The 22,060-nt window shown below is 59.8% G+C and carries 27 protein-coding genes; 19 read left to right on the forward strand and 8 right to left on the reverse strand.

All coding sequences use genetic code 11. The features are described 5' to 3' along the window. Positions 1-527 precede the first annotated feature (527 nt). Both C7450_RS30745 and C7450_RS30750 read right to left on the reverse strand, forming a co-directional pair. Complete coding sequence (locus tag C7450_RS30745; protein WP_110378337.1) at positions 528-1,529, reverse strand: alpha/beta hydrolase family protein; 1,002 nt, start codon at positions 1,527-1,529, stop codon at positions 528-530. 2 nt (positions 1,530-1,531) lie between these two features. Beyond that, entirely contained in the window at positions 1,532-3,115 is a 1,584-nt protein-coding gene (locus C7450_RS30750) for an RcgA family putative transporter (protein WP_110378303.1), read from the reverse strand. A gap of 183 nt (positions 3,116-3,298) precedes the next feature. On the opposite strand from C7450_RS30750, the gene C7450_RS30755 reads away from it, so the two are divergent. After that, a complete protein-coding gene (locus tag C7450_RS30755) occupies positions 3,299-3,625 on the forward strand; it encodes a hypothetical protein (protein ID WP_146227596.1) in 327 nt (108 codons plus the stop codon). A gap of 69 nt (positions 3,626-3,694) precedes the next feature. On the opposite strand, the gene C7450_RS30760 is transcribed toward C7450_RS30755, so the two are convergent. From C7450_RS30760 to C7450_RS30775, 4 genes are read right to left on the reverse strand one after another with little or no spacing between them, the layout of a single operon-like run. After that, complete coding sequence (locus tag C7450_RS30760; protein ID WP_110378305.1) at positions 3,695-4,180, reverse strand: hypothetical protein; 486 nt, start codon at positions 4,178-4,180, stop codon at positions 3,695-3,697. Between the two features lie 21 nt (positions 4,181-4,201). Continuing rightward, a complete protein-coding gene (locus C7450_RS30765) occupies positions 4,202-4,897 on the reverse strand; it encodes a thermonuclease family protein (protein ID WP_110378306.1) in 696 nt (231 codons plus the stop codon). Then, positions 4,894-5,430 (reverse strand): thermonuclease family protein, encoded by a 537-nt coding sequence (locus C7450_RS30770; protein WP_110378307.1) that lies wholly within the window; start codon positions 5,428-5,430, stop codon positions 4,894-4,896. The genes C7450_RS30765 and C7450_RS30770 overlap by 4 nt, the downstream gene beginning before the upstream one ends. Then, positions 5,427-6,029: a hypothetical protein gene (locus C7450_RS30775; RefSeq protein WP_110378338.1), complete on the reverse strand. Its 603-nt coding sequence runs from the start codon at positions 6,027-6,029 to the stop codon at positions 5,427-5,429. The genes C7450_RS30770 and C7450_RS30775 overlap by 4 nt, the downstream gene beginning before the upstream one ends. Positions 6,030-6,358: 329 nt before the next feature. On the opposite strand from C7450_RS30775, the gene C7450_RS30780 reads away from it, so the two are divergent. The 13 genes from C7450_RS30780 to C7450_RS30840 are packed head-to-tail and all read left to right on the forward strand — an operon-like array spanning position 6,359 to position 18,936. Next, positions 6,359-7,051, forward strand: coding sequence for a lytic transglycosylase domain-containing protein (locus tag C7450_RS30780; protein ID WP_245450264.1), 693 nt, complete (start codon positions 6,359-6,361; stop codon positions 7,049-7,051). Positions 7,052-7,063: 12 nt separating this feature from the next. Further along, a complete protein-coding gene (locus C7450_RS30785; protein ID WP_110378308.1) occupies positions 7,064-7,399 on the forward strand; it encodes a TrbC/VirB2 family type IV secretion system protein in 336 nt (111 codons plus the stop codon). A 3-nt stretch (positions 7,400-7,402) separates the two neighbouring features. Beyond that, positions 7,403-7,702, forward strand: a complete 300-nt coding sequence (locus tag C7450_RS30790; RefSeq protein ID WP_110378309.1) for a VirB3 family type IV secretion system protein — start codon at positions 7,403-7,405, stop codon at positions 7,700-7,702. A gap of 2 nt (positions 7,703-7,704) precedes the next feature. After that, positions 7,705-10,119, forward strand: coding sequence for a VirB4 family type IV secretion/conjugal transfer ATPase (locus C7450_RS30795; RefSeq protein WP_110378340.1), 2,415 nt, complete (start codon positions 7,705-7,707; stop codon positions 10,117-10,119). Continuing rightward, complete coding sequence (locus tag C7450_RS30800) at positions 10,116-11,189, forward strand: lytic transglycosylase domain-containing protein (protein WP_110378310.1); 1,074 nt, start codon at positions 10,116-10,118, stop codon at positions 11,187-11,189. The genes C7450_RS30795 and C7450_RS30800 overlap by 4 nt, the downstream gene beginning before the upstream one ends. An 11-nt stretch (positions 11,190-11,200) precedes the next feature. Beyond that, positions 11,201-11,899: a type IV secretion system protein gene (locus C7450_RS30805; protein WP_110378341.1), complete on the forward strand. Its 699-nt coding sequence runs from the start codon at positions 11,201-11,203 to the stop codon at positions 11,897-11,899. Then, positions 11,896-12,120: a hypothetical protein gene (locus C7450_RS30810; protein ID WP_110378311.1), complete on the forward strand. Its 225-nt coding sequence runs from the start codon at positions 11,896-11,898 to the stop codon at positions 12,118-12,120. Before C7450_RS30805 ends, C7450_RS30810 begins: the two co-directional genes overlap by 4 nt. A gap of 9 nt (positions 12,121-12,129) precedes the next feature. Then, positions 12,130-13,140, forward strand: coding sequence for a TrbL/VirB6 family protein (locus tag C7450_RS30815; protein WP_110378312.1), 1,011 nt, complete (start codon positions 12,130-12,132; stop codon positions 13,138-13,140). A gap of 44 nt (positions 13,141-13,184) precedes the next feature. Next, positions 13,185-13,880, forward strand: a complete 696-nt coding sequence (locus C7450_RS30820; protein WP_110378313.1) for a VirB8 family type IV secretion system protein — start codon at positions 13,185-13,187, stop codon at positions 13,878-13,880. Continuing rightward, positions 13,877-14,686: a TrbG/VirB9 family P-type conjugative transfer protein gene (locus C7450_RS30825; protein ID WP_110378314.1), complete on the forward strand. Its 810-nt coding sequence runs from the start codon at positions 13,877-13,879 to the stop codon at positions 14,684-14,686. The genes C7450_RS30820 and C7450_RS30825 overlap by 4 nt, the downstream gene beginning before the upstream one ends. Next, entirely contained in the window at positions 14,686-15,906 is a 1,221-nt protein-coding gene (gene virB10 / locus C7450_RS30830; protein WP_110378315.1) for a type IV secretion system protein VirB10, read from the forward strand. The genes C7450_RS30825 and virB10 overlap by 1 nt, the downstream gene beginning before the upstream one ends. Then, positions 15,887-16,918, forward strand: a complete 1,032-nt coding sequence (gene virB11, locus C7450_RS30835) for a P-type DNA transfer ATPase VirB11 (RefSeq protein ID WP_110378316.1) — start codon at positions 15,887-15,889, stop codon at positions 16,916-16,918. Before virB10 ends, virB11 begins: the two co-directional genes overlap by 20 nt. Beyond that, a complete protein-coding gene (locus C7450_RS30840; protein ID WP_110378317.1) occupies positions 16,915-18,936 on the forward strand; it encodes a type IV secretory system conjugative DNA transfer family protein in 2,022 nt (673 codons plus the stop codon). The genes virB11 and C7450_RS30840 overlap by 4 nt, the downstream gene beginning before the upstream one ends. A 36-nt stretch (positions 18,937-18,972) precedes the next feature. Here C7450_RS30840 and C7450_RS30845 read toward each other — a convergent pair whose 3' ends face one another. After that, a complete protein-coding gene (locus C7450_RS30845) occupies positions 18,973-19,239 on the reverse strand; it encodes a hypothetical protein (RefSeq protein WP_110378318.1) in 267 nt (88 codons plus the stop codon). An 80-nt stretch (positions 19,240-19,319) separates the two neighbouring features. Between C7450_RS30845 and C7450_RS30850 the strand changes: the two genes are divergently transcribed. The 5 genes from C7450_RS30850 to C7450_RS34365 all read left to right on the forward strand — a co-directional run bounded on the left by C7450_RS30850 (position 19,320) and on the right by C7450_RS34365 (position 21,721). Then, positions 19,320-19,949 (forward strand): DUF433 domain-containing protein, encoded by a 630-nt coding sequence (locus C7450_RS30850; protein ID WP_110378319.1) that lies wholly within the window; start codon positions 19,320-19,322, stop codon positions 19,947-19,949. Continuing rightward, positions 19,946-20,326, forward strand: a complete 381-nt coding sequence (locus C7450_RS30855; RefSeq protein ID WP_110378320.1) for a DUF5615 family PIN-like protein — start codon at positions 19,946-19,948, stop codon at positions 20,324-20,326. The genes C7450_RS30850 and C7450_RS30855 overlap by 4 nt, the downstream gene beginning before the upstream one ends. A gap of 210 nt (positions 20,327-20,536) precedes the next feature. Further along, complete coding sequence (locus C7450_RS30860; protein WP_110378321.1) at positions 20,537-20,773, forward strand: type II toxin-antitoxin system Phd/YefM family antitoxin; 237 nt, start codon at positions 20,537-20,539, stop codon at positions 20,771-20,773. A 2-nt stretch (positions 20,774-20,775) separates the two neighbouring features. Next, complete coding sequence (locus tag C7450_RS30865; RefSeq protein ID WP_110378322.1) at positions 20,776-21,201, forward strand: PIN domain-containing protein; 426 nt, start codon at positions 20,776-20,778, stop codon at positions 21,199-21,201. Positions 21,202-21,496: 295 nt separating this feature from the next. Continuing rightward, entirely contained in the window at positions 21,497-21,721 is a 225-nt protein-coding gene (locus C7450_RS34365) for a hypothetical protein (protein WP_210206588.1), read from the forward strand. A gap of 106 nt (positions 21,722-21,827) precedes the next feature. On the opposite strand, the gene C7450_RS30875 is transcribed toward C7450_RS34365, so the two are convergent. Next, positions 21,828-22,055, reverse strand: coding sequence for a hypothetical protein (locus C7450_RS30875; RefSeq protein WP_146227597.1), 228 nt, complete (start codon positions 22,053-22,055; stop codon positions 21,828-21,830). Between the last annotated feature and the right edge of the window lie 5 nt (positions 22,056-22,060).

Here is a 22,060-nt window from a genome sequence, read left to right on the forward strand (position 1 = left end):
CCCGGAGATCAAGTGGAGGGTATCGCTCCTGAGCGCTCGGCCTGGTACGCTTCCATGCGTCGCAGAAACCTTCACAGAGGTCAGTCATCTCGCGTAGGCCAACCTTCGAGACATTCCGGATACACCGCGCCTGCGCTGAGCAGCGGCTTGGAAGGCCGGGAGCCCCGGTCAATTGGGTCGTGTGAACATACGGCACGATCTGCTGACGACGTTCGGACGAAGCTGTCGCCTAATGACCTGCAGTGGCCATATCCTCTCGCGGCTTACCCACGAGATCGAAGTCTAGGGGGCTCCGCAGCTGATCGCATTACGGAGCGAGTTGAAAGCCTACCCAATACCATCACACGCATCCTCGACACCCTGTAGTCTGATTGTCGATGGCGGGATTGTCGTGCCGCTCGTTGGTCGAGCAGTTCGAACTCCTGGCTGTCTGATAAGAGGCCCAGGCTCCTCCCCGTCTCCGTTCCAAATTTGCGACGGAAATAGCAACGGCTGTGGCGCTATATGTCGGGGAGCCGTACTCGACCTCATCCAAGGAGGCCTCGTTTCAAGCTCAAACCGGCCCGCAAAATGTAAGGCGGCAGGGCGAGTGAATAGTGACCACAGTTTAATTCCAAAATATCTGGCTTGGCTCCGGCTTCCTTCAGCTTCTGCATGAAGTTCGCCGACAACTCCGGCAGAACTACCTTGTCTCTCTTGGCCAACACGACATGTAGAGCGAGATCCGGTCGGGCCAAACGATGTGAGTAGTTTTCCAAGTTAAGCGGTGCCCAAGCGCGCCGAAGACCGTCCAAATGAACTTCAGGTTCAAGGCTATCGCGTATCGCGCGTGTCGCGCGACCCGTCCAAACCATATCGGCCAGACTGCCCGCGGTCAGAAATAACGAGGCTTTTGACACAGCCAAGTCGTGTGCGGCAACTATGGCCGCAACCCAAGAACCCAAGCTTATCCCGAGCACCGAAATGTCTCGGTAGCCTTCACGCTTTAACCAACGAATGAGCTTGCGCCCGTCCAATACTGCCTGCCTTACGGATTGGATCGTTCGCCCCAAATTGGCGCTAAGCATATAGTCGGCATGCAGAGATCCGGGACGGCTGCGCTGGAAGTGATAGGGTAGGGCGATCTCGACTACGGTGATGCCACGCCGAGAAAAATAGTCGGCGACACGACTATTCCAGGTGTTTGCGTTCCAGTGGTGAAAAATCACCACCGCATGGTCGAACCTCCCGCTGTCTTTGATCTTCGCCCAGACGACATTGTTCTGCTCTACATCGGTTGAGATATCCGATGGAAATTTGAGCCATTCATCGATTCTCTTAAAGCCCTCAGAGCTCTCGGCTGCCGCCTCGAAGAAGGCTGGATCAGCAAGAGCTTTGCCTGCAAGAGCACCAAACTCCTCAATGCCAATAGTCTCGCGCGGACCTGGAAAGGCACGATCCGCATCCAGGGCGAAGACAGCGGTCTGCTTTCGCTCTTCCCCGCGTTGCGCCTGCCGCTCATCCCAACCATCAAGCCAACTATGAAACACCCTCATCCCCATCCGGCCGAACGATGAGCATCGCGCAAATCACGGTTGAAAAGACCAAAAACCGCGAGCAGCACACCAATGGCGAGGAGGATTGAAAACCCGGTGACAACGTCGATCAGCAAATACCCCGCCACAAGTGATGTTACGGCGGCCGACATCCTCCAGAAAGGTACATCGGACCGGCGTTTGGTGCGTAGCCGGATGGCTCCATACAAAAATACAAAACAGCTCGAAACAGCGACGAGGAGGCTGCTGTAGTGCGTCGGCCTCCGATAGTCGGTTCCGGCGTACAGGTCATTGCGTCCAGCAAGAGCTGAAGTCATATCATCCACCAACCAGGCGACGACATTTTCTCCGGCGGATGTCAGGTAAGCGCTTTGAACCTTCATGACTATGGCGATCAACATACCCAAGACGCTACACCGAAAAATCCCATGCATCACTGTTCGGCCAACTTCGCTGAGACGACGTTCATGTTCTGTTTCGGGCTGTACGCTTTCCGCCTTTCTGATTGTCCAAAAGTCATGCGTCACTGTGTACAGTAAAATTAACCCCACAAAAAACATGTAGAAACATATGCTCATGTACAGGTATGCGATTCCCGTGAAAACAGCAGCCTCTGGCACCGAAATTATCTCTGGGTGTACGATCGCAATCGAATCCCAGTCTGTCGCATAGTCACCACCACCTTCCATCAGCGGGATCAATGACACGCCTATCCATTGAAGAAGGCCGGCGAATAGCACGCAAATCGTGAGAACGGCCCAATATGAGTACGACGTGGCTTCGACGTTGCGTGTCCAAGCTGTGTCGCTGTCAATCCGGTCTCTATGTCCCGGAAGCTGTGGTCGGCCCTCATTTTTCCAAAACGTCACGACCGCTGTTACAATAGCGAAGAACAGTGGCAAAAGCACCATGAAGACGGATGTCCAGTTAGCCGTCCAAAGGAAGCCAACCTGCTTGGTAACGCCATCTGCCCGACTATAGGTGACGTTATGAATTCCCAAGACATACGCCAGAAATCCCAGAGCGGCGATCCCTGCAAACACCGATGCAGGCAAATTCAGGGGAGATCCTTCAGCAAAGAGTGCCGCTGATCTCGTCGCCAGGCTTGAATGCCGCCTCGCTCTACTGGGGATGTCGTGCGCCGGTTCTGCCGGGTACTCTAACGGAATAGTCCGTGGCGTATGCGGAACCGGCTGCGCAGTTCCACTGGCGTCTTTCTTCCATTCTCGCCTCTTTGCCGACAACCTCGATTGGGCCGCGCCGAGTTCTATCTGCCATTCCCTGGTTGCTACCGGATCATCGCATCCAAAGATCCTCGCGAGCCAGCGAATATTGGCCGGGCTGACTCCTTTCTCATTGTCCTGAAACCAAAGCTGCACCGTTCTCTGGTCGACCCCAACGGAATTGGCTTCGATCTGTGAGATCGCCTCAGCAAGGAGTTCGGGCGTCCATGGACCTGCAGGAAACCCGTCATTATCAGATGACCGACCCGCACCTGCCGCCGCCAAGGTTTTGAACAATTCTTTGAAATCGCTCCCGTCCCTTGGTGGAGGAACAAACAATTTTCCGTTCTTAAACATCCGCTTAGAGGGTAGGATTTCGTTCCATTTCGATGATCTTCGTATCCTCTCGTGCGCTCGTTCCCATCATCACATTTTATGGACTGATATTTCTAAGTTGTACGTCTCTAGAGGCTGGAGGCGGTTTAGGTATCTCCGTGGGAACAGAAGATGATAGCTCGTCTTTTTCCGGATCGCCGGACAATGGCTTCTGCCATAGAGCGTCACAAACGCGCGCGTCGGGAGAGCGTGGCAGCGGAAAAGCGATCTGGATCGGCATGGGAACTGTTGAACTGTGCGGCGCGAAAGTTCCTGCGCTGGCGCGAGAGACGCGCATATTCTTGTCTGGTCGTGCTCAGACCATCGAACGCCGATGAGGCCCGTCAGAAACTCGTCTATCTCATGGCAGCGCTCATGACCGAGCCAGTTGCACCGGACGCGAAGCAGATCTCGAAGGCGATGCGGACCCTCGATCCATTTAAGGGACCGCTGGCTCAGTTCTTGGGAAAACGCAATACGCCGCTTCAATGAATATCAGTACGAGGGAGCGCTGCCGCGCTACCACCAACGGACATGGCAGCAATGAACAAGGTGACCTGCCTATTTGCGCAAGTTGAACCAGTGTCGTGTGAAATTGCCGTCGTCGTGCCTTATATCGAAGTAGTATGGATTTTCGCGGAGCGGCCTCGACATCGTAACGATCTGCTCGCAGCCGTCGCGGGCAGCAAATCCGGACGGACAAGTATTGCGGACCTGCACACAGATATCGCCCTGACGGCCACTATGATCCTGGTTGTTGGACCCAACGGTCCATCCGGCAGGACAATCCTCGTAGGCTTCATAGCCAGGCCTATCAGTTCCTGCTTCGGGGCAGGTGGGCCACGAAAAACCCCATCTGCCCATCGCAGAGATCAGCCGATGCATCGGCGGGTGACATGCCGGCACGCCACGCCATGATGGATCCGAGGACGATGCACACAGAAGCACCTCGCATCCCCATTTGCTGGCTTCGGCACGATCGGCCAACCAGAAACATGCCGCTGCGGAAAAGATCGCCGACATGGAGGTCAGTCGAACAGAGTTCATGCGACGTCTCCTTCGATCAGCCTATCGATTCGTTCGAATGGGGCGCTCACGCGCGTCCTTAAACGGCGGCGATATCTCGCTACCCCGTTCGGCCAGCAGGTTGAAATCCGCGATCGGTCGGCGTGAGAGCGTCCGGTCGACAGCCTTGGCGCGCCATTCCGGCATATCGAGCACGTAGGTCGCCCACATGCCGTGCCGGGCGGACATAGCGTAGTTCTGCCAAGTCAGATACTCGGCCGGCGCCGGTGTGTTCACGCGGGCCCAGCCAACCCTCAACATCTCCAGCGCCAGATCGCGGCCGCGTATGGTGCAGCGGCTGAGGAGGGCGCCATCAGCGTCGTAGGCCTGAACGACGCAAGTAACCTGTGCATTGCCGACCGTCCGCTTCAGCCACGCCTTTGCAAGCGGACCGCACGGTACTGGCTTGGGGATCATGCTTTCGCCATGCCGACGCGGATCGTAGGACCATTGCGGCAACTCGCAAGCGTCGATTGAGGCGAGCCGCATCTTTTGTCCGTCCCGTGGGAACCAGAGAGTGCGGCCATCTATGACGGCGGCGCGGCCGGTGATTTTCACTGGAGGGCTCGAGGATGTGGCCGGTTCTGACTCGACGGGCGAACCTCGCTGGTCGCGCAAGGCATCAGCTGCATTGACCGGATAGGGTAGGGCGATCATTGCCAATGCAACCGTGATCGACCTGACGGTAATTGGCCTCATGGCGCCATCCTTCCAGTGTTCGCGCTCTGGCCCAGCAGAATGGCGGGATGCTCGACATCGTCGAATTGCCAGAGCCCGATCCTCTCTTCGCGGGCAGCCTGCTCCATCACGGCATAGGGTGCATGGTGGGGCAGGCCGCGGTCATCGAGGGAGGCGAAGGCAAAGCCCGCAGAAATCATCAGGTTGGCCAGATCCAGCCGATCCGCGCCGATCATGGCGTAGCAGGACACGAAAGCAGTTTCCGTCGATCGCGCGACCTGAGCACACAAAGGCGTCCTGTCCTTGATGTAGGCCGCAAGCACAGCCAGAGAGGCCTCACCACAATCACGGCGAGCACCCGTCCCTTCGGTATAGAACGTCCCGCGCAGACACGCTTGTACGCCGAAGAGCCGGAAGCGCTGCTCGCCATAACGCCAACTGTCACCGCTTTCGAGAGTCACACCCGGTTTCAGTTCGAAATAGCCCTCCGGTGGCGCTGCCATCGCCGGCATTGACGCAGACATCAGCGCCAGGAGAAGGGCAGGGAACTTCATTGCCCCGCCACCCTTGGATCGGCCCACATGCCGTAGCCTTTGCGACCAATGACCTCGGCCTCGTTCAGATCGGCACGAGCCGGCGTTCCGTCCGGCCTTGTAGCGATGCGGTGAGTGCCGAGGGAGACCAGCTGCTCCTCGAGCATGTCGATCGAGTCGAGGCTGCCCGGATAGTTGTAGTAGCCGTAGCAGGTCGCATCCTGCGCCTGCGCGCCGGTCTCGCTGACAAAGGCCCGGCAATAGATCACCCGGGGAGACTGCAGGAGCGTCTCCAGACCCTGGCGAGCGTAGTCCTCGCAGGAGCCGGCAAAATCCTCCTTGAGGTTCACCATGTCGCTTTTGCACGGCTCGATACCGAAAAGATGGACTGTGAGATTCGCATCAACGCGGAATTCAGTCGCGGAAATCGCGCGGAACCCTGATGCTGAAGCGAAGCCCTTCCGTCCTGTCACTTTCTGCTCCCCGTCATAATACTCCATGACCAGCACCGTCTTTCCGGGGGCGGCGAGCGAGCGGATATACGCCTCGTCGATTGGACCGGCCGAATGGGCTGGCAGGGACGCGCTTATCGCGACCAGGCAAACCGCTGCTCGTCTCATCGGCTGTAGCTTCCAGGTTGTCATCTTGCTCGACATTGACCCGCTTCCTTCTCCATTGCAAGAAAAATCACAATCAAATTGACATTGTTTTTTGACTCGCCTAACCATTCCGATATCCAGCGTTACAAGGCTTTGGATGCGGAACGATGGCGATGCACGCTAAAACACTGACGACAACCCCGCCTCTGGCAGTGACAATTCTCACGTGCATATGCATCATTCAGGCGGGCCCTGCACGGGCATCCGACCTGTCCTCTTACACGGCGCCCCAGCCAGTTCGAACAGGTCAAACTCGGCCACAGGATGGCGTCCTGTCACCCGCAGACAGAGTGGTCGAAGAACGCTGGGCGCGGCATCCTGATGACTTTGTGCTGGGGGAGGGCGGCCAGATTGTTCCCCAGGACAGGACGCTGCCGATCACCGGAATGCTGGAAAGCAATACGGTTGGGCCGGAAACAGATAACAATCATTTTAATGGTGGCAACCTAAAAGACGCTCCTGAATGCGGGCCATCACCGGCGACACCAGAAGAAATCACGCGCCTCGTCATCGAGGCGGCGCAGCGGCACAAGGTCGATGTCGGTTTTGCTGTCGCGGTGGCGACAGCCGAAAGCCGGCTCGATCGACTGCGCAATTCCCCCAAGGGCGCTCGTGGTCCGATGCAGCTCATGCCGGAAACGGCGGAACGGTTCGGCGTCAGCGATATCTGCGATCCGGAAGGCAACATCGATGGCGGAATTCGCTATCTGCGAGAACTGACTAACGAGTTCCGCAATCCCGTACTGGTCGCGGCCGCCTACAATGCCGGTGAGGGAAGCGTGCGCAAGCACGGCGGCATCCCGCCGTTCAGGGAAACGCTCGGCTACATCGCCGAGGTTCTCAACATCCAGATGGGCATCGACGAGAGCAGCCTGCGCAACCCGCGTGTTGCGACTGGCGCTCCTGAACGTCCTTCCAACATCAGCGGGGTCATCACGGCGCGCGAGCGTCGCCAATGGCTCGGCGGCGTCATGCATTTCTAGACGGAGGTCACCATGAACGAGATTTCTCATTCGCCCGCAGCGCACCCCTTGAGCCAGACTGTCGCGTTCGGCGTGGTGTTGCTCTCTTGTCTTTTGCTTGCGGAGCCGGCTTACGCACAGTCGGGCGGCGCTTTCGCACCGCTGGAAACCGCGGTCCAGATGATCGTGGATTTCATTACCGGCCCGTTCGGCCGGCTGCTGGCGATTATCGCGGTGATCGCGCTCGGCTTCCTGGCTTTCGCCGGACGTCTTTCCTGGTTCACCGCCGGCGCTGTTGTCCTAGGCATAGGCCTCGTTTTCGGAGCACCGGCCATCGTCGACCAGATGATCGCGGCCGTGGGGAGTTGAGCCATGCTCGAATTCACCGATGAGAAGCCGCAGTTGACGCCGCTGGTGATCGGCCTGACCCGACCACCGATGATGTGGGGCATTCCGCTCAACGCCTTCTACATCATCGTCGGCATCACGCTAATCGCCTTCCTCGTCAGCACCAGTTTCTGGTCGGCCCTGATCGCGCCGCTAATCTATCTTGCCCTCTTCGCACTCTGCAGTCGCGATATCCGGATTCTCGATCTTGCGCAGGTCGTCGGCCGCCGCACGCCGCGGACACCAAACCGGCTGTTCTGGCGCACCAATTCCTATGGGCCATGACCATGCTGGATGTCGTCGCCGAAGAACTGGGATTTGGGCGTGAGCGCCGGCGCGAGCGGGCAATGTCGACCCATATTCCTTATCTGCGCCATGTATCGGATACGGTCATTGGCCTCGAAAGCGGGGCCATCCTGTCGGTGATCAAGCTCGATGGCCTGTTCTTCCAGACCGAGGATCAGGCCGAGCTCAACATGCGCGCCATGGTGCAGAACACCATGATCCGCGCGCTCGGCTCGAGCCGCTATTCGCTCTGGTCGACAGTGATCCGAAAGGAGATCAAGCCCTCGATCGGCGGAACGTTTTCGGATTCGTTCTGTGACCTTCTGAACACGCGCTACATGGCGTCGCTGCGCGAAAAGCGCATGTTCACCAACGAACTCTATCTCACCATTGTCCGCTCCGGAATGCGTGGAGCGCTCGGAGCCGCCGAGGGTTTCTCGCGCCTGCTCGACCGTTCCTCCGGCAAAGAGGTTATCGAGCAGCGCCTGCACGAACGTGTCAACGAGCTCGAGGAGATCGTCGGCAACATCACACGCGAGTTGCAGAAGTACGGCGCGCGGCCGCTCGGCATCGTCTATCGCGAGGGCGAACCCTATTCGGAACCCTGCTCCTTCTTCAACACATTGCTGACCTGTGGCATTTCCCGCGAGATGCGGCTGCCGCGTATGGGCATCCGCAGCTATGTGGGCTCGTCGCGCCTGCATTTCTCGAAGCGGACCTTGCAGGCCCAGGGTCCGAGCGAGGCGGACAACCGCTTCGGCGCCATGTTGTCGATCAAGGAATATCCGCCCTTCTCAGGGCCCGGGATGCTGGACGGGCTCCTGCAGATGAACCACGAGTTCATCTGCACCCAGTCGTTCACGCTCGCCGACAAGCCGATCGCGCAGGAGCGCATATCCCGCCTGCAGCGGCAGATCCACGCATCGGATGAATCGGGCAGCACCGTCGAGACCGACATCGACTTCGCACTGAACAGCCTGCTCAACCAGGAAGCCGTCTTCGGCTATCACCATTTCAGCCTGCTGTGCCTGTCGCGTGATCTCACCGGCCTCGACAAGGCCGTGGCCGAGCTTGGTTCCTGTCTCACCGACATGAACATCAACTGGCTGCGGGAAGACCTCAACATGGAGGCTTCCTTCTGGGCGCAACTGCCGGGCAACCATGCCTACATCGCGCGTTCCTGCATGCTGTCCAGCGCGAACTTTTCCGGCTTCTCGTCACTCCACAATTTCGCGACCGGAAAGGCATCCGACGTCCACTGGGGGCTCCCGATCTCGATCCTGGAGACCACGTCGCAGACGCCCTACTGGTTCAATTTCCACCAGCGCGACATCGGCCATTTTCTTGTGACCGGACCAACAGGGTCGGGAAAGACGGTGGCACTGACCTTCCTGCTCGCGCAGGCGTTTCGGATCTCGCCGGAGCCGCGCGCGGTATTCTTCGACAAGGACCGCGGCGCAGAAATTTTCATCCGGGCCGTCGGCGGCGCCTATGAAGTGTTGCAGCCGGGAGGCGCTACCGGGTTCAACCCGCTGCAACTGGAAAACAACGCGACCAACCGCGAGTTCCTGCACCGTCTCCTCAAAGCCATGCTCGATCCGGCGGACGGCAGCGGTTTCAGCCAGGAGGAAGAGGACACGCTGGAGCGCGCGATCGGCCGTATCTGCCAGGAGCCGGTCGAGCAGCGCACGCTCGCCAATCTGTCTGGTCTTTTGATGGGCAGAGCGCGCTCCGACGCCAACGATCTGCAGTCGCGTTTGCGGCCCTGGTACGAGGGGGAAAAGGCTTGGCTCTTCAATGCTCCGCAGGACGTGTTGTCGTTCTCCGACCAGAGAATTTACGGTTTCGACATGACGCATATCCTCGACAATCAGGATGTACGCACCCCGGCGCTCATGTACCTCTACCACCGGCTGGACGAGCTTCTCACCGGAGAACCGGTGCTCATCTTCATGGATGAGGGCTGGAAGCTCCTGCAGGATCCGGTTTTCTCCAACTACATCGTCGACAAGATGAAGACGATCCGCAAGCTCAACGGGATCGTCGGGTTCGGCACGCAATCGGCGGCAGACATTGCACGCTCGCCCCAGTCGCACACGCTGATCGAGCAGTCCGCGACCAACCTGCATTTCCCGAACCCGCGTGCGGACGAGGAAAGCTATATCCGGCGCTTCGGCCTCACCGCCAAGGAATACGCCTTCATCCGCAACACGCCCCCGGAACGGCGCACATTCCTCGTCAAGCACGGCAACGACTCCGTCATCGCCAGGCTCGACCTCTCGTCCATGCCGGATCTCGTGCGCGTGATGTCGGGTCGCAAGGAGACGGTCGAGCAATGTGCGGCGCTGCGTGCGCAATTCGGCGACGATCCGGCAAAATGGCTGCCAGCGTTCTGTGGCTGGGAGGATGCAGCATGATCCGGCGAAACTTGCTTCCCCTGGCCCTGCTTCCAGCCTTCGCCGCAGCACCGGCCCTCGCCGATATCCCGACCATCGACAGGACGGTGCTCGACGAGCGCAAGGAACGTGACCAGAAGACTGACGAGATCGAAAAGGTCGACGAGGAGCGCTACGTCAACAACCAGAGCGTCACCTGCTCGATATACCGGCCAGGCCGAAAGGATGATCCGGTCGCAGCGGCGAACGCCAATCCCGCGATCGCCGGCCTCGTTCGCCGGATAGCACGGGAAGAAGGCATCGACGAAAACCAGTTCCTGGCGCTTGTCTATCAGGAAAGTCGCTTCAATCCGTGCGCCAAATCGCCGGCCGGCGCGATCGGGCTTGCGCAACTGATGCCGGGGACCGCCGGCGATCTCGGTGTCGATCCCTACAATGTCGAGCAGAACCTGCGCGGTGGCGCGCGCTACTACAAGCAGCAACTCCGAAAATACAACGGCAATGTCTCGCTGGCACTCGCCGCCTACAATGCCGGCGCCGGCAACGTGAACAAATATGGCGGCATCCCGCCGTTCAAGGAAACGCAAGGCTACGTCGCCAACATCACCCAAAGATGGCTGCCTGCTTTCGGAGGTTCCGACAAGTCCGGCATGCCCCTCAACTATGGCGGTGGTGGCGCTTACGAAGGCGCTCGAACCAGCACGATGAACGCGATGGGCCTCACCGCCGCCATGGGTGAGGGCTCGGGCGACGTCATGTCCTGGCTCATGCAGTTCGGGCGCCTCGGCTCCGGCACGATTCAGGATAGTTGGGACCACAATTCCGGGGCGCGCAACGCAAACATCGAGCTGATGAACCGGCTGATCCTGCTCGGCACGGCCTTCGCCGACCTCGCCAATTCCAGCAATGCCGTCACGCTTGGCGAGATTTCCGGGTCGAGCCGCTCGACCCGCTACGACGGAAATGACGATGACGATCGGCCGGTTGCCGGCTTCTGCGACGCGCGGGAAGGCCTTTTCTGGGATGCCGGCGCCAAGGCTTGCGTCATGCGCATCGACGCGCAGGCGGAACTGCTCCTCGAGACACAATGATGGAGGTCGACATGCAACGTTCATTGACGATGCTGGCCGCAATCGGCGCATGTGTCGCGCCTGCCGCGGCCGACATCCCGGTCATCGACAAGACCAATTACGCTGTCGCGCGCGACACGGCCGAAAAGACCGGCAAGATCCTCGACACCAACAAGGAAATCCTCACCACTGTCGAAGAGACCCTCAAGGCGGTCACCGGCGACCGCGGCAGCGACGCAGGGCCATTGAAGGACATCGCGATCGGCAACGGTTTTAGCGTCTCGTCGATGCCCTCCTTCGACAACATCCTGAAGAGCGGGATTGCCGACTTCGGGTCGCTCGATCCCAGGATCGTGGAAGCGGCCACGCTCTTCATCAATGGTCTTCAGCTCGTACGCTCGCTGTCAGGCAAGGACGACAGTTCGCTTGCCAGCGACAAATCCTATGAGGAGCTCATGAAGACGGTCATGGGCGTCTCGTCGCTGATCACCGGCTCGCAACAGGCAGTCGAGACGCGCCGCTCTGCGTTGGAAAGCGCAGGCAGCGAGATCGGCAAGGCCGAGGATATCAAGGGCTCGATCGACCAGAATACGCAGCTTCAGGTTCAGACGGGTCTCACACTCAACGAGATGATCGGCGTGCTGAACGGCGGCGTGCAATCGCTGCATGCGGAAAACCAGCGCAAGCTCACCGACATGTCGAACACAAGAAAAGCATTGCGGTACGAATGAGAAGCCTCCGTTGCACCACAACCGCCATCACGCTCGTTCTGGCCGTCCTCGCCAGCGGATGCGGCACCCCCCGCGAGAAGACCGCTCCGTGCAAGCGGCCGGCCAATCTCATGAGCTATGCCGGCGCAGGAGACGATTGCGGGCCGATGAAATCGATCAACGCGGACAGAGCAGCGGCTTTGGCAGCGATCCATGAGATCGCGATCGGCGACGAGGAATAGGGCAGGGCGGTGGACGACTTCATCGGTGAATTGCTGGATCGAATAGACGCTTCGGGGCAGAATTTTTCCCAAAGCGCCTATGAGGCTCTGAGCCGGGATATCGAACCCCTCCTTCGCCTGCTATTCGTCCTGGCAGTCCTGTTCTATGGCGTGCAGCTTTTCCTCGGGACTTCGCGCTTGAGCGTCGCCGAGATCATCGGGCGGCTGGTGCGCGTGCTGGTGATCCTGATCCTGGTCGGAACCTGGTCGAATTTCAACGATCTTGTCTATGAATGGCTGACCACGGTTCCGGAAGCGGCTGGTCGCGCCATCCTTGCGGCCTCCGGCACCGGAGTCACCGAGCCCACCAATGGGCTGTCACAAATCTGGAAAACGGCCAATGTCGCCGCCGCCGCCTTCTCTGAACAGGCCGGCTATCTATCCGTTCTGCCCGCCCTGATCGGAATGATCATCATGGTCTTTGCCGGGTTGTTCGTCGCCGTCGCCCTCGGGATTCTCGTCCTGGCCAAGGTCGTGTTGTGGGTTCTGCTCGGCACTGCGCCGATCTTCATCGCCTGCTTCCTTTTCGGCGCAACACGCAGCTATGCAATGGGGTGGCTCAATCAGTCTCTGCTCTACTCGATCATTCCATTGTTCGTTTATGTGATCGCAGCGTTCCTCATCGCCGCGATGGAACCCGAACTGACGACGATCGACAGCATCTCCGGCAATCGTGAGCTGAAGCTCAGCGATTTCGCAGCCTTCATCATGCTGTGCCTGGCCGGCACTTTTGTCCTCCTCCAGGTTCAGTCTTTGGCGCAAGGCATCGCAGGAGGACTTGCAACACCGGTTGGTTCACGCTCCCGGCAATTGACCGCCAGCGGCATTTTCTGGGGGCGGGCGACCATCGGGGCATCCGCCCGCCAGATGCGGAATGCAGTCCATCGGGTTCAGGCAACCCTTCATTCTCCAGGTCAGGACAGCGCCGGCGCTTCCATGCAGCGCGCAATCATGTCCAACGGCACGCCACGGCAGACGTGACGGGAGGTTGATGTTGGATCTCAAACGATACGAGAAGGGCAAGAATGGCCGACAAGTCCGAAACCGCGCTGCGGTCCTATTTCCAGCAGGGCGATATCTGGGAGCAGGAGATCATCAAGCGGGCGAAGCGTTCGGCGCGCGTTGCGTGGTTCTTCTCGATCGTCTTTGCCGGGATCGCGCTCCTCAGCCTGCTTGCCGTGGTGCTGATGCTGCCGCTGAAGAGCTTCGAGCCCTATGTCGTCACCGTCGACCAGACGACCGGCTACATCGAGGTCAAATCGGGCCTGACGCGGCCCGCCAACCTCACCGAGCAACAAGCGATCACCCAAGCCAACGTCGTGCGCTACATCCGCACCCGCGAAGGCTACGACCCGTATGCCATCACCGAAAATTTCGGCATCGCAGCGCTCTTGTCCGCGGACGAAGCGGCCCGCGAACTGCAAACCCTCTTCAGCTCGGCGAACGCCCAAAATCCGACGCGCGTCTACGGACGGCTGAAGCGGGTCCTGGTCGATGTCAAGTCGGTTACATTCCCGAACGTGAGCACTGCCATCGTCCGCTTTTCGACCAACGAACGCAGCGACACGGAATCGATCGTCCGCCATTGGATCTCCGTCGTGCGTTTCCGCTACACGGACACGCCAACCCGCAACGAATGGCGCTTCGAGAACCCGCTCGGCTTCCAGGTCTATTCTTACCGTCGCGATCAGGAGAGCGTGACGCCGGGGGACGACCGATGAGGAGCCGCGCCATTGCAGTTGCCGTCCTCTTCGTCGGCTCATTTGGGAACGCTTATGCGGCACAGACGCCCAAAGGCGGGTCTCTCGATGCGCGCGTGACCAGCATCACCTACCAGGAGAACAATGTCGTTCAGGTCTTCGCCACCTATGGCATCTCGACGATGATCATCTTCGACGAGGAGGAAAAATTCGAGACGATCTCGCTGGGCGACACCGAAAGCTGGCAGGTCGTTCCGGCCGAAAAGGGCAATATCCTCTTCATAAAACCGATCGCCAAAGACGTGACGACGAACATGAACGTCGTCACCGACAAACGCATCTACTATCTTGAACTGCACGATTTTGCGCCGGAAGCCGGCCGCAAGGTTTTCGGAATCCGCTTTCACTATCCGGAGAAAAACCTCAATGCCGCCCTGCGGCAGGAGGCGGAGCAGCGCGCCGCCTGGCCAAACATCGCCAATATCGACAAGGCCAACGTCAACATCGACTATTCCTTCTCGGGCGACGCGCGGCTGAAGCCGCTGATGGTCTTTGACGACGGCAACAAGACCTTCTTCAAATTTGACCGCCGGGTTCCCGCGATCTTCGCCGTGAACCCGGATTTCTCCGAGACGTTGCGGAATTTCCGCAGGGAAGGGGAGTACATCGTCGTCGACGGGGCGGCGACACAATTCACGCTGCGCGACGGCGACCAGTGGATCTGCATCTTCAATCTGAGAAAGCCGGATTTCGCCGCCCCTGACCCCGCGATTCTGGTGCCGGTCGAGGATGACCAGGCAAAACGCCGGCGTCGGAGCGGAAACTGATGAAGCGCGCGCCTGAACTCGAAGCCCTTGGTCAGGCTGACGACACCATTATCGCCGACAATGCCGTTCGTCGCAAACAGCTCGTCGGCGGCGCCGTTCTCGTCCTGCTCGGCCTCGTCGCTGGTTACATGGTTCTCGCCGGCCAGCAGCCGCCTGTCCGCGACATGCTAGACGGCGACGAGGAGTTCAGCACCACGACCTTTCGTCCACCATCTTTCGTTCGTGACGGCGAGCCGGAACCGGAGTCGCCCGCACCGGAAATCGTGCAGATACCACCTCCCCCACCGCCACCATCTCCGACAGAAGAGGTCGATACCACTCAGTTCGAGGTTCCTCCGCCGCCCGTTCCGGGCGCAACCCCGCCGCCATCCGAAGTTGTCGAAGCACCCGCTGAAGAGTTCCCCGCGCGCTTTCGCTCCGGGCTGGTCGTGGTCGACAATCCCGGCTCCAGCGGGGTTAGCAGCTTGACCGGTGGCGAAGGGGAGGGGCTTACCGTCGCCGGTGAGGATCGCAGCAGCAAATTCCTGGCTGCCGCTTCCAGCATTGGTGACCGCAGCGCCAAGGCCAGGAAGATCGAGCGCATCGACGCGCTCGTTCCCGAGGGCACGCTGATCCCCGGTATCCTGGAGACGGCGATCGTCAGCGACCTGCCGGGGCAGGTGAGGGCGATCGTCTCACAGGATGTTTTCTCCTTCGACGGCCGACGCATTCTGATCCCGACAGGCACAAGGCTCATCGGCGAATACCAGTCCGAGATCACACGTGGTCAGACGCGCATCTTCGTCGTCTGGACCCGCATGCTGCGCGATGACGGCGTATCGGTCCGGTTGAACTCGATCGGCGCCGACAGTCTGGGTCGTGCCGGCCTGACCGGGCGTGTCGACAAGAAATTCCGTGAGCGCTTTGGCGCGGCCGTCCTCCTTTCGGTCGCCGGGGCAGGCGCAAGCTATCTGACTGGATATGGCAGCCAGACCGCAAGCGGTGATAGCGACGATGCACAGCGCGCTGAGGAACTCGCCCGCGAAACCCTTGCCCGGACATTCTCCGACATGGCCAATCAGGCATTGGGGGATTCCCTGCGTATTCCACCAACGATCAGCGTAAGCCAGGGCGAGCGAATCTTCGTTTTCGTTCGGCAGGATCTCGACTTCTCCGCCATGTACGAGGATCCCGTCATGGAAGCCCTGAGGGAGATCCGGCGTGAACGCGGCCTCCGCTGAGCTTCCCTCGGACAATCGTCACTACTTCCTCTATCGGGCGCTCTCGCCATTGAAGGCGTTTCTCGAGGATCGCGAGGTCGTCGAGATCTCGGTCAATCGGCCGGGCCAGGTGTATGTCGAGCGGCTCGGTTCCGCTCATATGGAACTCCACGATATTCCGGAACTCACCACGGCCGAGATCGTCAATATCGGCGAGCGCGTCGCCGCCAGCACGAACCAGTTCGTCAGCCCGGCCAATCCGATCCTCAGTGCGGCACTTCCCACCGGCGAGCGTATTCAGGTCGTGTTGCCACCGGCCGCTCCGGATGGTGGCACGCTGTCGATCCGCAAGCAGGTCATCAGCAACTTCACCCTGGAAGATTACCGCGACCGGGGAGCGCTCGACCAGGTGACGGTTGCCGTCGGCGGGCTCAGCGAGATCGAACAAACCCTGATCGATCAGCTCTCGGCCCACGACATTTACGGCTTCATCCGCATGGCAATCATCAATCGGGTCTCTATTCTGATCAGTGGCGGCACCTCCAGCGGGAAGACGACTTTTCTCAACGCCTGTCTGAAGACCGTCGACGAGCACGAGCGCATCATCACGCTGGAAGATACACGCGAGCTGTTTCCGCCGCAGAAGAACGCGGTACACCTGCTCGCGTCGCGCGGCGATCAGGGCACTGCAAACGTCACCATCCAGTCCTTGCTCGAAGCGTCGCTACGCATGCGGCCGGATCGTCTGTTTGTCGGCGAGGTCAGAGGCGCCGAAGCCTTTGCCTTCCTGCGTGCGATCAACACCGGCCATCCGGGATCCATGTCGACCGTCCATGCCGATACGCCGCTCGGCGCCTACGAGCAGCTTGCCATGATGGTCATGCAGTCCGGCTTGTCGGCCGCATATCCCAAGGCCGACCTCATCTCCTACATCCAGAGCGTCATCCCGATCGTGGTGCAACTGCGCAGGGAAGGGGGGCGGCGCGGTGTTTCGGAGATCTTTTTCGCGCGGGAGCGAATGGGCGCATCATGACAGGCTCGCTGCGCATCTTCTATATCGGCTTTTGCCTGACTGTCGCCTTCGCCATCTGGTTGCTGGCCTATGGAATCGGATTGCAATTGCTCTATGGCGATGGCCGAATCCTACAGGCGACCATCACCACGAATCCTTTCGCCCCATTCCAGCAGCTCGCTGCCTATCACGACAGCGGTGTCTTGCGTGCTGTCGCGCTCGGAGCCCTGCTTCCTGCCGCCCTGATCGCCGGCATCGTGGCCTATGCCGGTCTTCGGGCGAGTTCAAGCCCCCTCGGAGACGCACGCTTCCAGACCCTGATGTCGCTGCGGCGAGACGGGTGGTTCAGGAAAAGAGGAAAAATCCTTGGCCGATTCGGACGGCAGATTCTTCGCGTCGACGATGATCGCCATCATCTGGTGATCGGCCCAACACGCTCGGGGAAGGGGGCCTGTTACGTCGTTCCGAATGCCCTTGCCCATGAAGGTTCGATGATCGTCACCGACCTCAAGGGAGAAATATTCCGCAGCACCGCCGGCTACCGGAAATCGAAGGGCAGCCAGGTCTTCCTGTTCGCGCCAGGATCGGAGAAGTCGCATCGCTACAACCCGCTCGATTTCATTCGCGCGGATCGCGGTGACCGCACCACCGATATCCAGAACATGGCCGCGATCCTCGTTCCGGAAGTGACCGAATCCGAGAACTCGATCTGGCAGGCCACGGCCCAGCAGGTCATCGCCGGCGCGATCAGCTATATCAACGAAAGCGTCTTCTACGAAGGCCATCGCAACCTCGGCGAGGTTACCTCCTTCTTCAACAGCGGCGCAAACCTCCAGGCAATGATGAAGCTCATCAAGGAGCGTGAACCCTACCTGTCCCGGTTCACGGTCGAAAGCTTCAATGCCTATATCGCCTTGTCCGAACGTGCCGCCGCATCCGCGCTGCTCGATATCCAGAAGGCGCTGCGTCCATTCCGCAACGAACGTGTCGTGGCGGCGACAGCCGTCACCGATATGGATTTGCGCGCCCTGAAACGCCGGCCGATCACGATCTACCTTGCGCCCAACGTGACGGACATCACCCTGCTGCGGCCTTTGCTGGCGCTGTTCGTGCAACAGACGCTCGACACACTCATGCTCGAGCACACGGATCGCTCGACACCGGTCTATTTCCTGCTTGATGAGTTCCGGCAGTTAAAGAAGATGACGGAGATCACGACCAAGCTGCCCTATGTGGCCGGCTACAATGTGAAGATGGCCTTCGTGATCCAGGACCTGAAGAACCTGGACGAGATCTACGGCGAAACGTCCCGCCACTCACTGATGGGCAATTGCGGTTATCAGCTCGTGCTGGGCGCCAATGACCAGGTGACCGCGGAAGCCATTTCGAAGGGTCTGGGCAAACGCACCGTCCGCTACAAGACCGAATCCCGCACGATCGAACTGATGGGCCTGCACCGGCGCACCAAGGTCGAGCAGCTTCGTGAACGCGACCTGATGATGCCGCAGGAGGTCCGGCAAATGCCGGGCGACAAGATGATCATCCTGGCCGAGGGGCTGGGGCCGATCTTCGCCGACAAGCTGCGCTTCTTCCGGACAATGCCGTTCAGGGAGATGGAAAGGTTTTCGCAGGCCCATTTGCCTGACGTGCCGTCCACCGAATTCCTCCCGCAGCGTCCAGTGCCGGCAACCACCCTGCGATATGCAGGCGAGGTTGAGGGAGATCGCCCAGAGGGAGACGCTACAGACGGCGGAGAACAACAGAAAGTTCCTACTCGTGACTTGCAGTCCAGACCGCGACAGGCGCCCGCGAAGCGAAAACCGGCGAGCGGTGGCAAGGCAAAGCCACCGGCACCGGCGGCGAGCACATCTGCCAACTCCATCGAGGCCCGCTTTATCCCGGCAGCGCGCAAGCTACGGATACTCGTCCAGGCGCGGTCTGAACGATCTCGTACGGGCACCGGGGATATCGATTGGTCGCGGGTGTTTGACGAAACCGTACCCGACGCGATGGAGATCGCGGAAGCGGGGATCGACTAAGCGATGCTGCCGCTCGACGCGACGTCGGCGAGGCTCCTAGCGTGGTTCACCCTTGGCGGCATCGTCGTCGGGCAATTGCGCCAGCCCTCTGATCGCCCTGTTGATCCTGTCGATCCGGAAGGCGCTGTCAGCGAACCACAACTCGATCACGGCCGGTTCGAGGCTGTCGACCAGAGCTGTCGTCGGAACCGCACAGCCTGACGCCCGGATCGTCCTGATGTTGTGCTGGTAGCGACGAAACCGTTCTTCCATCGGAAGCTCGGGACCGTGCTTCAGCAGCTTCTCCTTCGGCCACCTTGCCATCGTACGTCTCCGCTACGCGCCTGGAGCCCCTTTACTCCGTACGCTATACCACTTATATATTCTCCACAAGGAGAATGATTATGGTGCACGCGCTTCGGGAATACACCCCGGCGGAGGCGGCTGCGGTGAGCGGGATAGCCGTCAAGTCGGTTCACAACGCTATCGACAAGCGGATTATCTCAAGGCGCGACGCCCGCGTGGGCGGGCGTTCACTTACCGACGACGATCTCCTGCGCCTAAAGCTTTGGTACGGCGTCGGCTCCATACTCACCGCCGAACGTCGGAAGCGGCTTTTCGAGGCCATCGCAGACGATCCGGCGGCAGAGACGGTGCGCGCTGACGATTACCTGATCGTGGACGTAGCGCGAGCAAGGGAGCAGCTCGCCGCCCGGGCGGACGCGCTTCGGGAGGCAGAGGCCGTGATCCGAAGCGTCAAGGGTGTTTCCGGCGGAGAGCCGGTGTTCAGGGGTACGCGAATCCCGGTTCGCGCGATTGCCGGCATGCGTGCGCAGGGCGCAAGCGCCGAGGAAATTCTTGAAGGCTATCCGTCTTTGACCGCTCGCATGATTGACCTCGCTGAGATCTGGACCGCAGCACACCCCGCTCGAGGGCGTCCAAAGACCTTGGCGGACCATGGCCTGCCAATGAAATCGACAAAGACGATTCCGCTCAAAGGCACGTCATCTGGTCGGCCTGGCGGAACTTCGTGAAGTTCCTCATCGACGAGTGCCTCCACACGACACTCGTGGCCGTGGCGCAAGACCGCGGCCACGAATGCTCGCATGTAAACTGGCTTGGGCTGAGCGGCGAGACCGATTGGAGCCTGATGCCTCGTATCCTCGACGAGAATTTCACATTCGTCACAAACAACGCTCGCGATTTTCGGAAGCTCTACGCCAAGGAAGAATTGCATGCGGGGCTGATCATAATCGTGCCGCAGGTGCTGCCAGCGCTCCAGCGAGAGCTGTTCGAAGCCGTGCTGGAGGATCTGGAATCCGGCGAAGAGTTGCTCAATGAGGTCGTTGAGATCACGATGGACGGTGGCGTCGCGGTATTGAACCGCTACACGTTGCCAAGCATCGAATAACTCAATAACATCAATATCTTAGTTCCATAAGTTATCTTATGCGACTTATAGTTGCAGCACGCTGCAAAGCACCATCTCCGGTAAAGAAACCTGTGTCTGCCGTTGGCGAAGCCAAAATGCCGCGATGGCTTTCAGGGAGAATCTGGGTTTGACGAAAGCGGTCTCCCCTCCTATATTCTGGCCATCTGGTCATAATTCGAGGCCGCGGCCATGAAAAGCATCTCCATTGTTGAAGCGAAAGCGAACTTCTCCGGGCTCCTGGCCGAGGTTGAGGCCGGCGCGGAAATCGCCGTCACGCGGCATGGGAGGGTAATTGCGCGCCTGGTGCCCGACCATCCCCGCGTCGCCGCCGACGCCTTTCGCGAGTTCTGGACGAACGCCGATGAAATCGACCTCATCGCGCCGGAAGACAAGCCCGCCGAGGACGTGGCCGGGTTGGACGACTGATCGTGGCCGCGCTCTATCTCTTGGACACGAATATTCTCATTGCAGCCATGAAAGGCCGTCCGGAGGTGCGTAGACGATTGGAAGCCGAGCCGATGAACGCCCTTCGACTCTCTGCGATCGTTCTCGGTGAGTTGGAGTTCGGCGCGGAAAAAAGCGCCTACGGTGAGCGCAACCGAGCCCGTCTGGCCGCATTGACGCAGCGCCTTGCGCTGATCGGCATCGACCATGATACGACCCGCCACTATGCAAGAGTTCGTGCCGGCCTCGAGCTTAAGGGAACGCCGATCGGCGCCAACGACACCTGGATTGCCGCCCAGGCGCTCGCAATCGACGCCACACTTGTCACGGACAATGAACGGGAATTCGAACGTGTCCCTGGCCTGGCGGTTGAAAACTGGCTTGCCAATTCTGGGTCCTTATCGCAGTGATCACGGCAACCTTGACCGATCGAACGGCGGAGCACGCCCGTCAGCGGCAAAAGCCAGCACCCGTTCAATTTTAATCCATGGGCCGTCTGATTTAAAGTAACCGACCGTCGGATCTTCACCGCTTGCGCGCGATGGTGTCGGCGCGAGATTTCGCGAACCGGGGCAAGGATTCGTAAACTCGCTCCAAGAGACGCGAACCAGGTTCACGAACCCGGAAGCAAATACTGCCCAGACCCCTTGGCTTCCAAGCCAGCCCACTCGATCAACGACGATCCGGCCCTGTACGCCAACAAGGGTGATGGCCCTTTTGATACTGCAGGCGAGCACGGTCAAGGCTGAACTCGCCGCGCACATTGTCCAGCCCTCGCATCAGGAACGCACCCTGGTTCATCCATTGCTTGATGGTTCCGAAGGAATGCTCGACGCTCTCGCACCGCCGATCGAGAACGTCGGGCCGGGCGTCGAGGCGCACGCCCATGCGGTCGAGGACCGCCTCGTTCTCATCTCACAACAAGATTGATTTTCAGGTCACGACGTCTGCGAAAATCACGCTTTGGATCGAGCGGGTTTATGAAGGACCGTCCTGGCTCGTCGTTTGACCTCGCGACCTGTTCGGCCCGATCGGACTACCCTAGCAGCCCGAGGAACCAGTCCCTGATCGGATTGAGCCAGGCTTCGACGACGCCATAGGCGGTGACGAGCCAGGCCTCGATCGTGCGCAGTTGCGACCCGAAATAGATCAACGGGGCCACGGTCAGGAACGCCAGCAGCAGGAACGTCGAGATGGGATCGGTGCCTTTGTCGTCCGACCCATCCGGCGGGGGAAGCGGGTTTCTGTCCCAATCGCGTTTCATCGGCT

This window comes from Chelatococcus asaccharovorans (assembly GCF_003201475.1).
Taxonomy (GTDB): Bacteria; Pseudomonadota; Alphaproteobacteria; order Rhizobiales; family Beijerinckiaceae; genus Chelatococcus; species Chelatococcus asaccharovorans.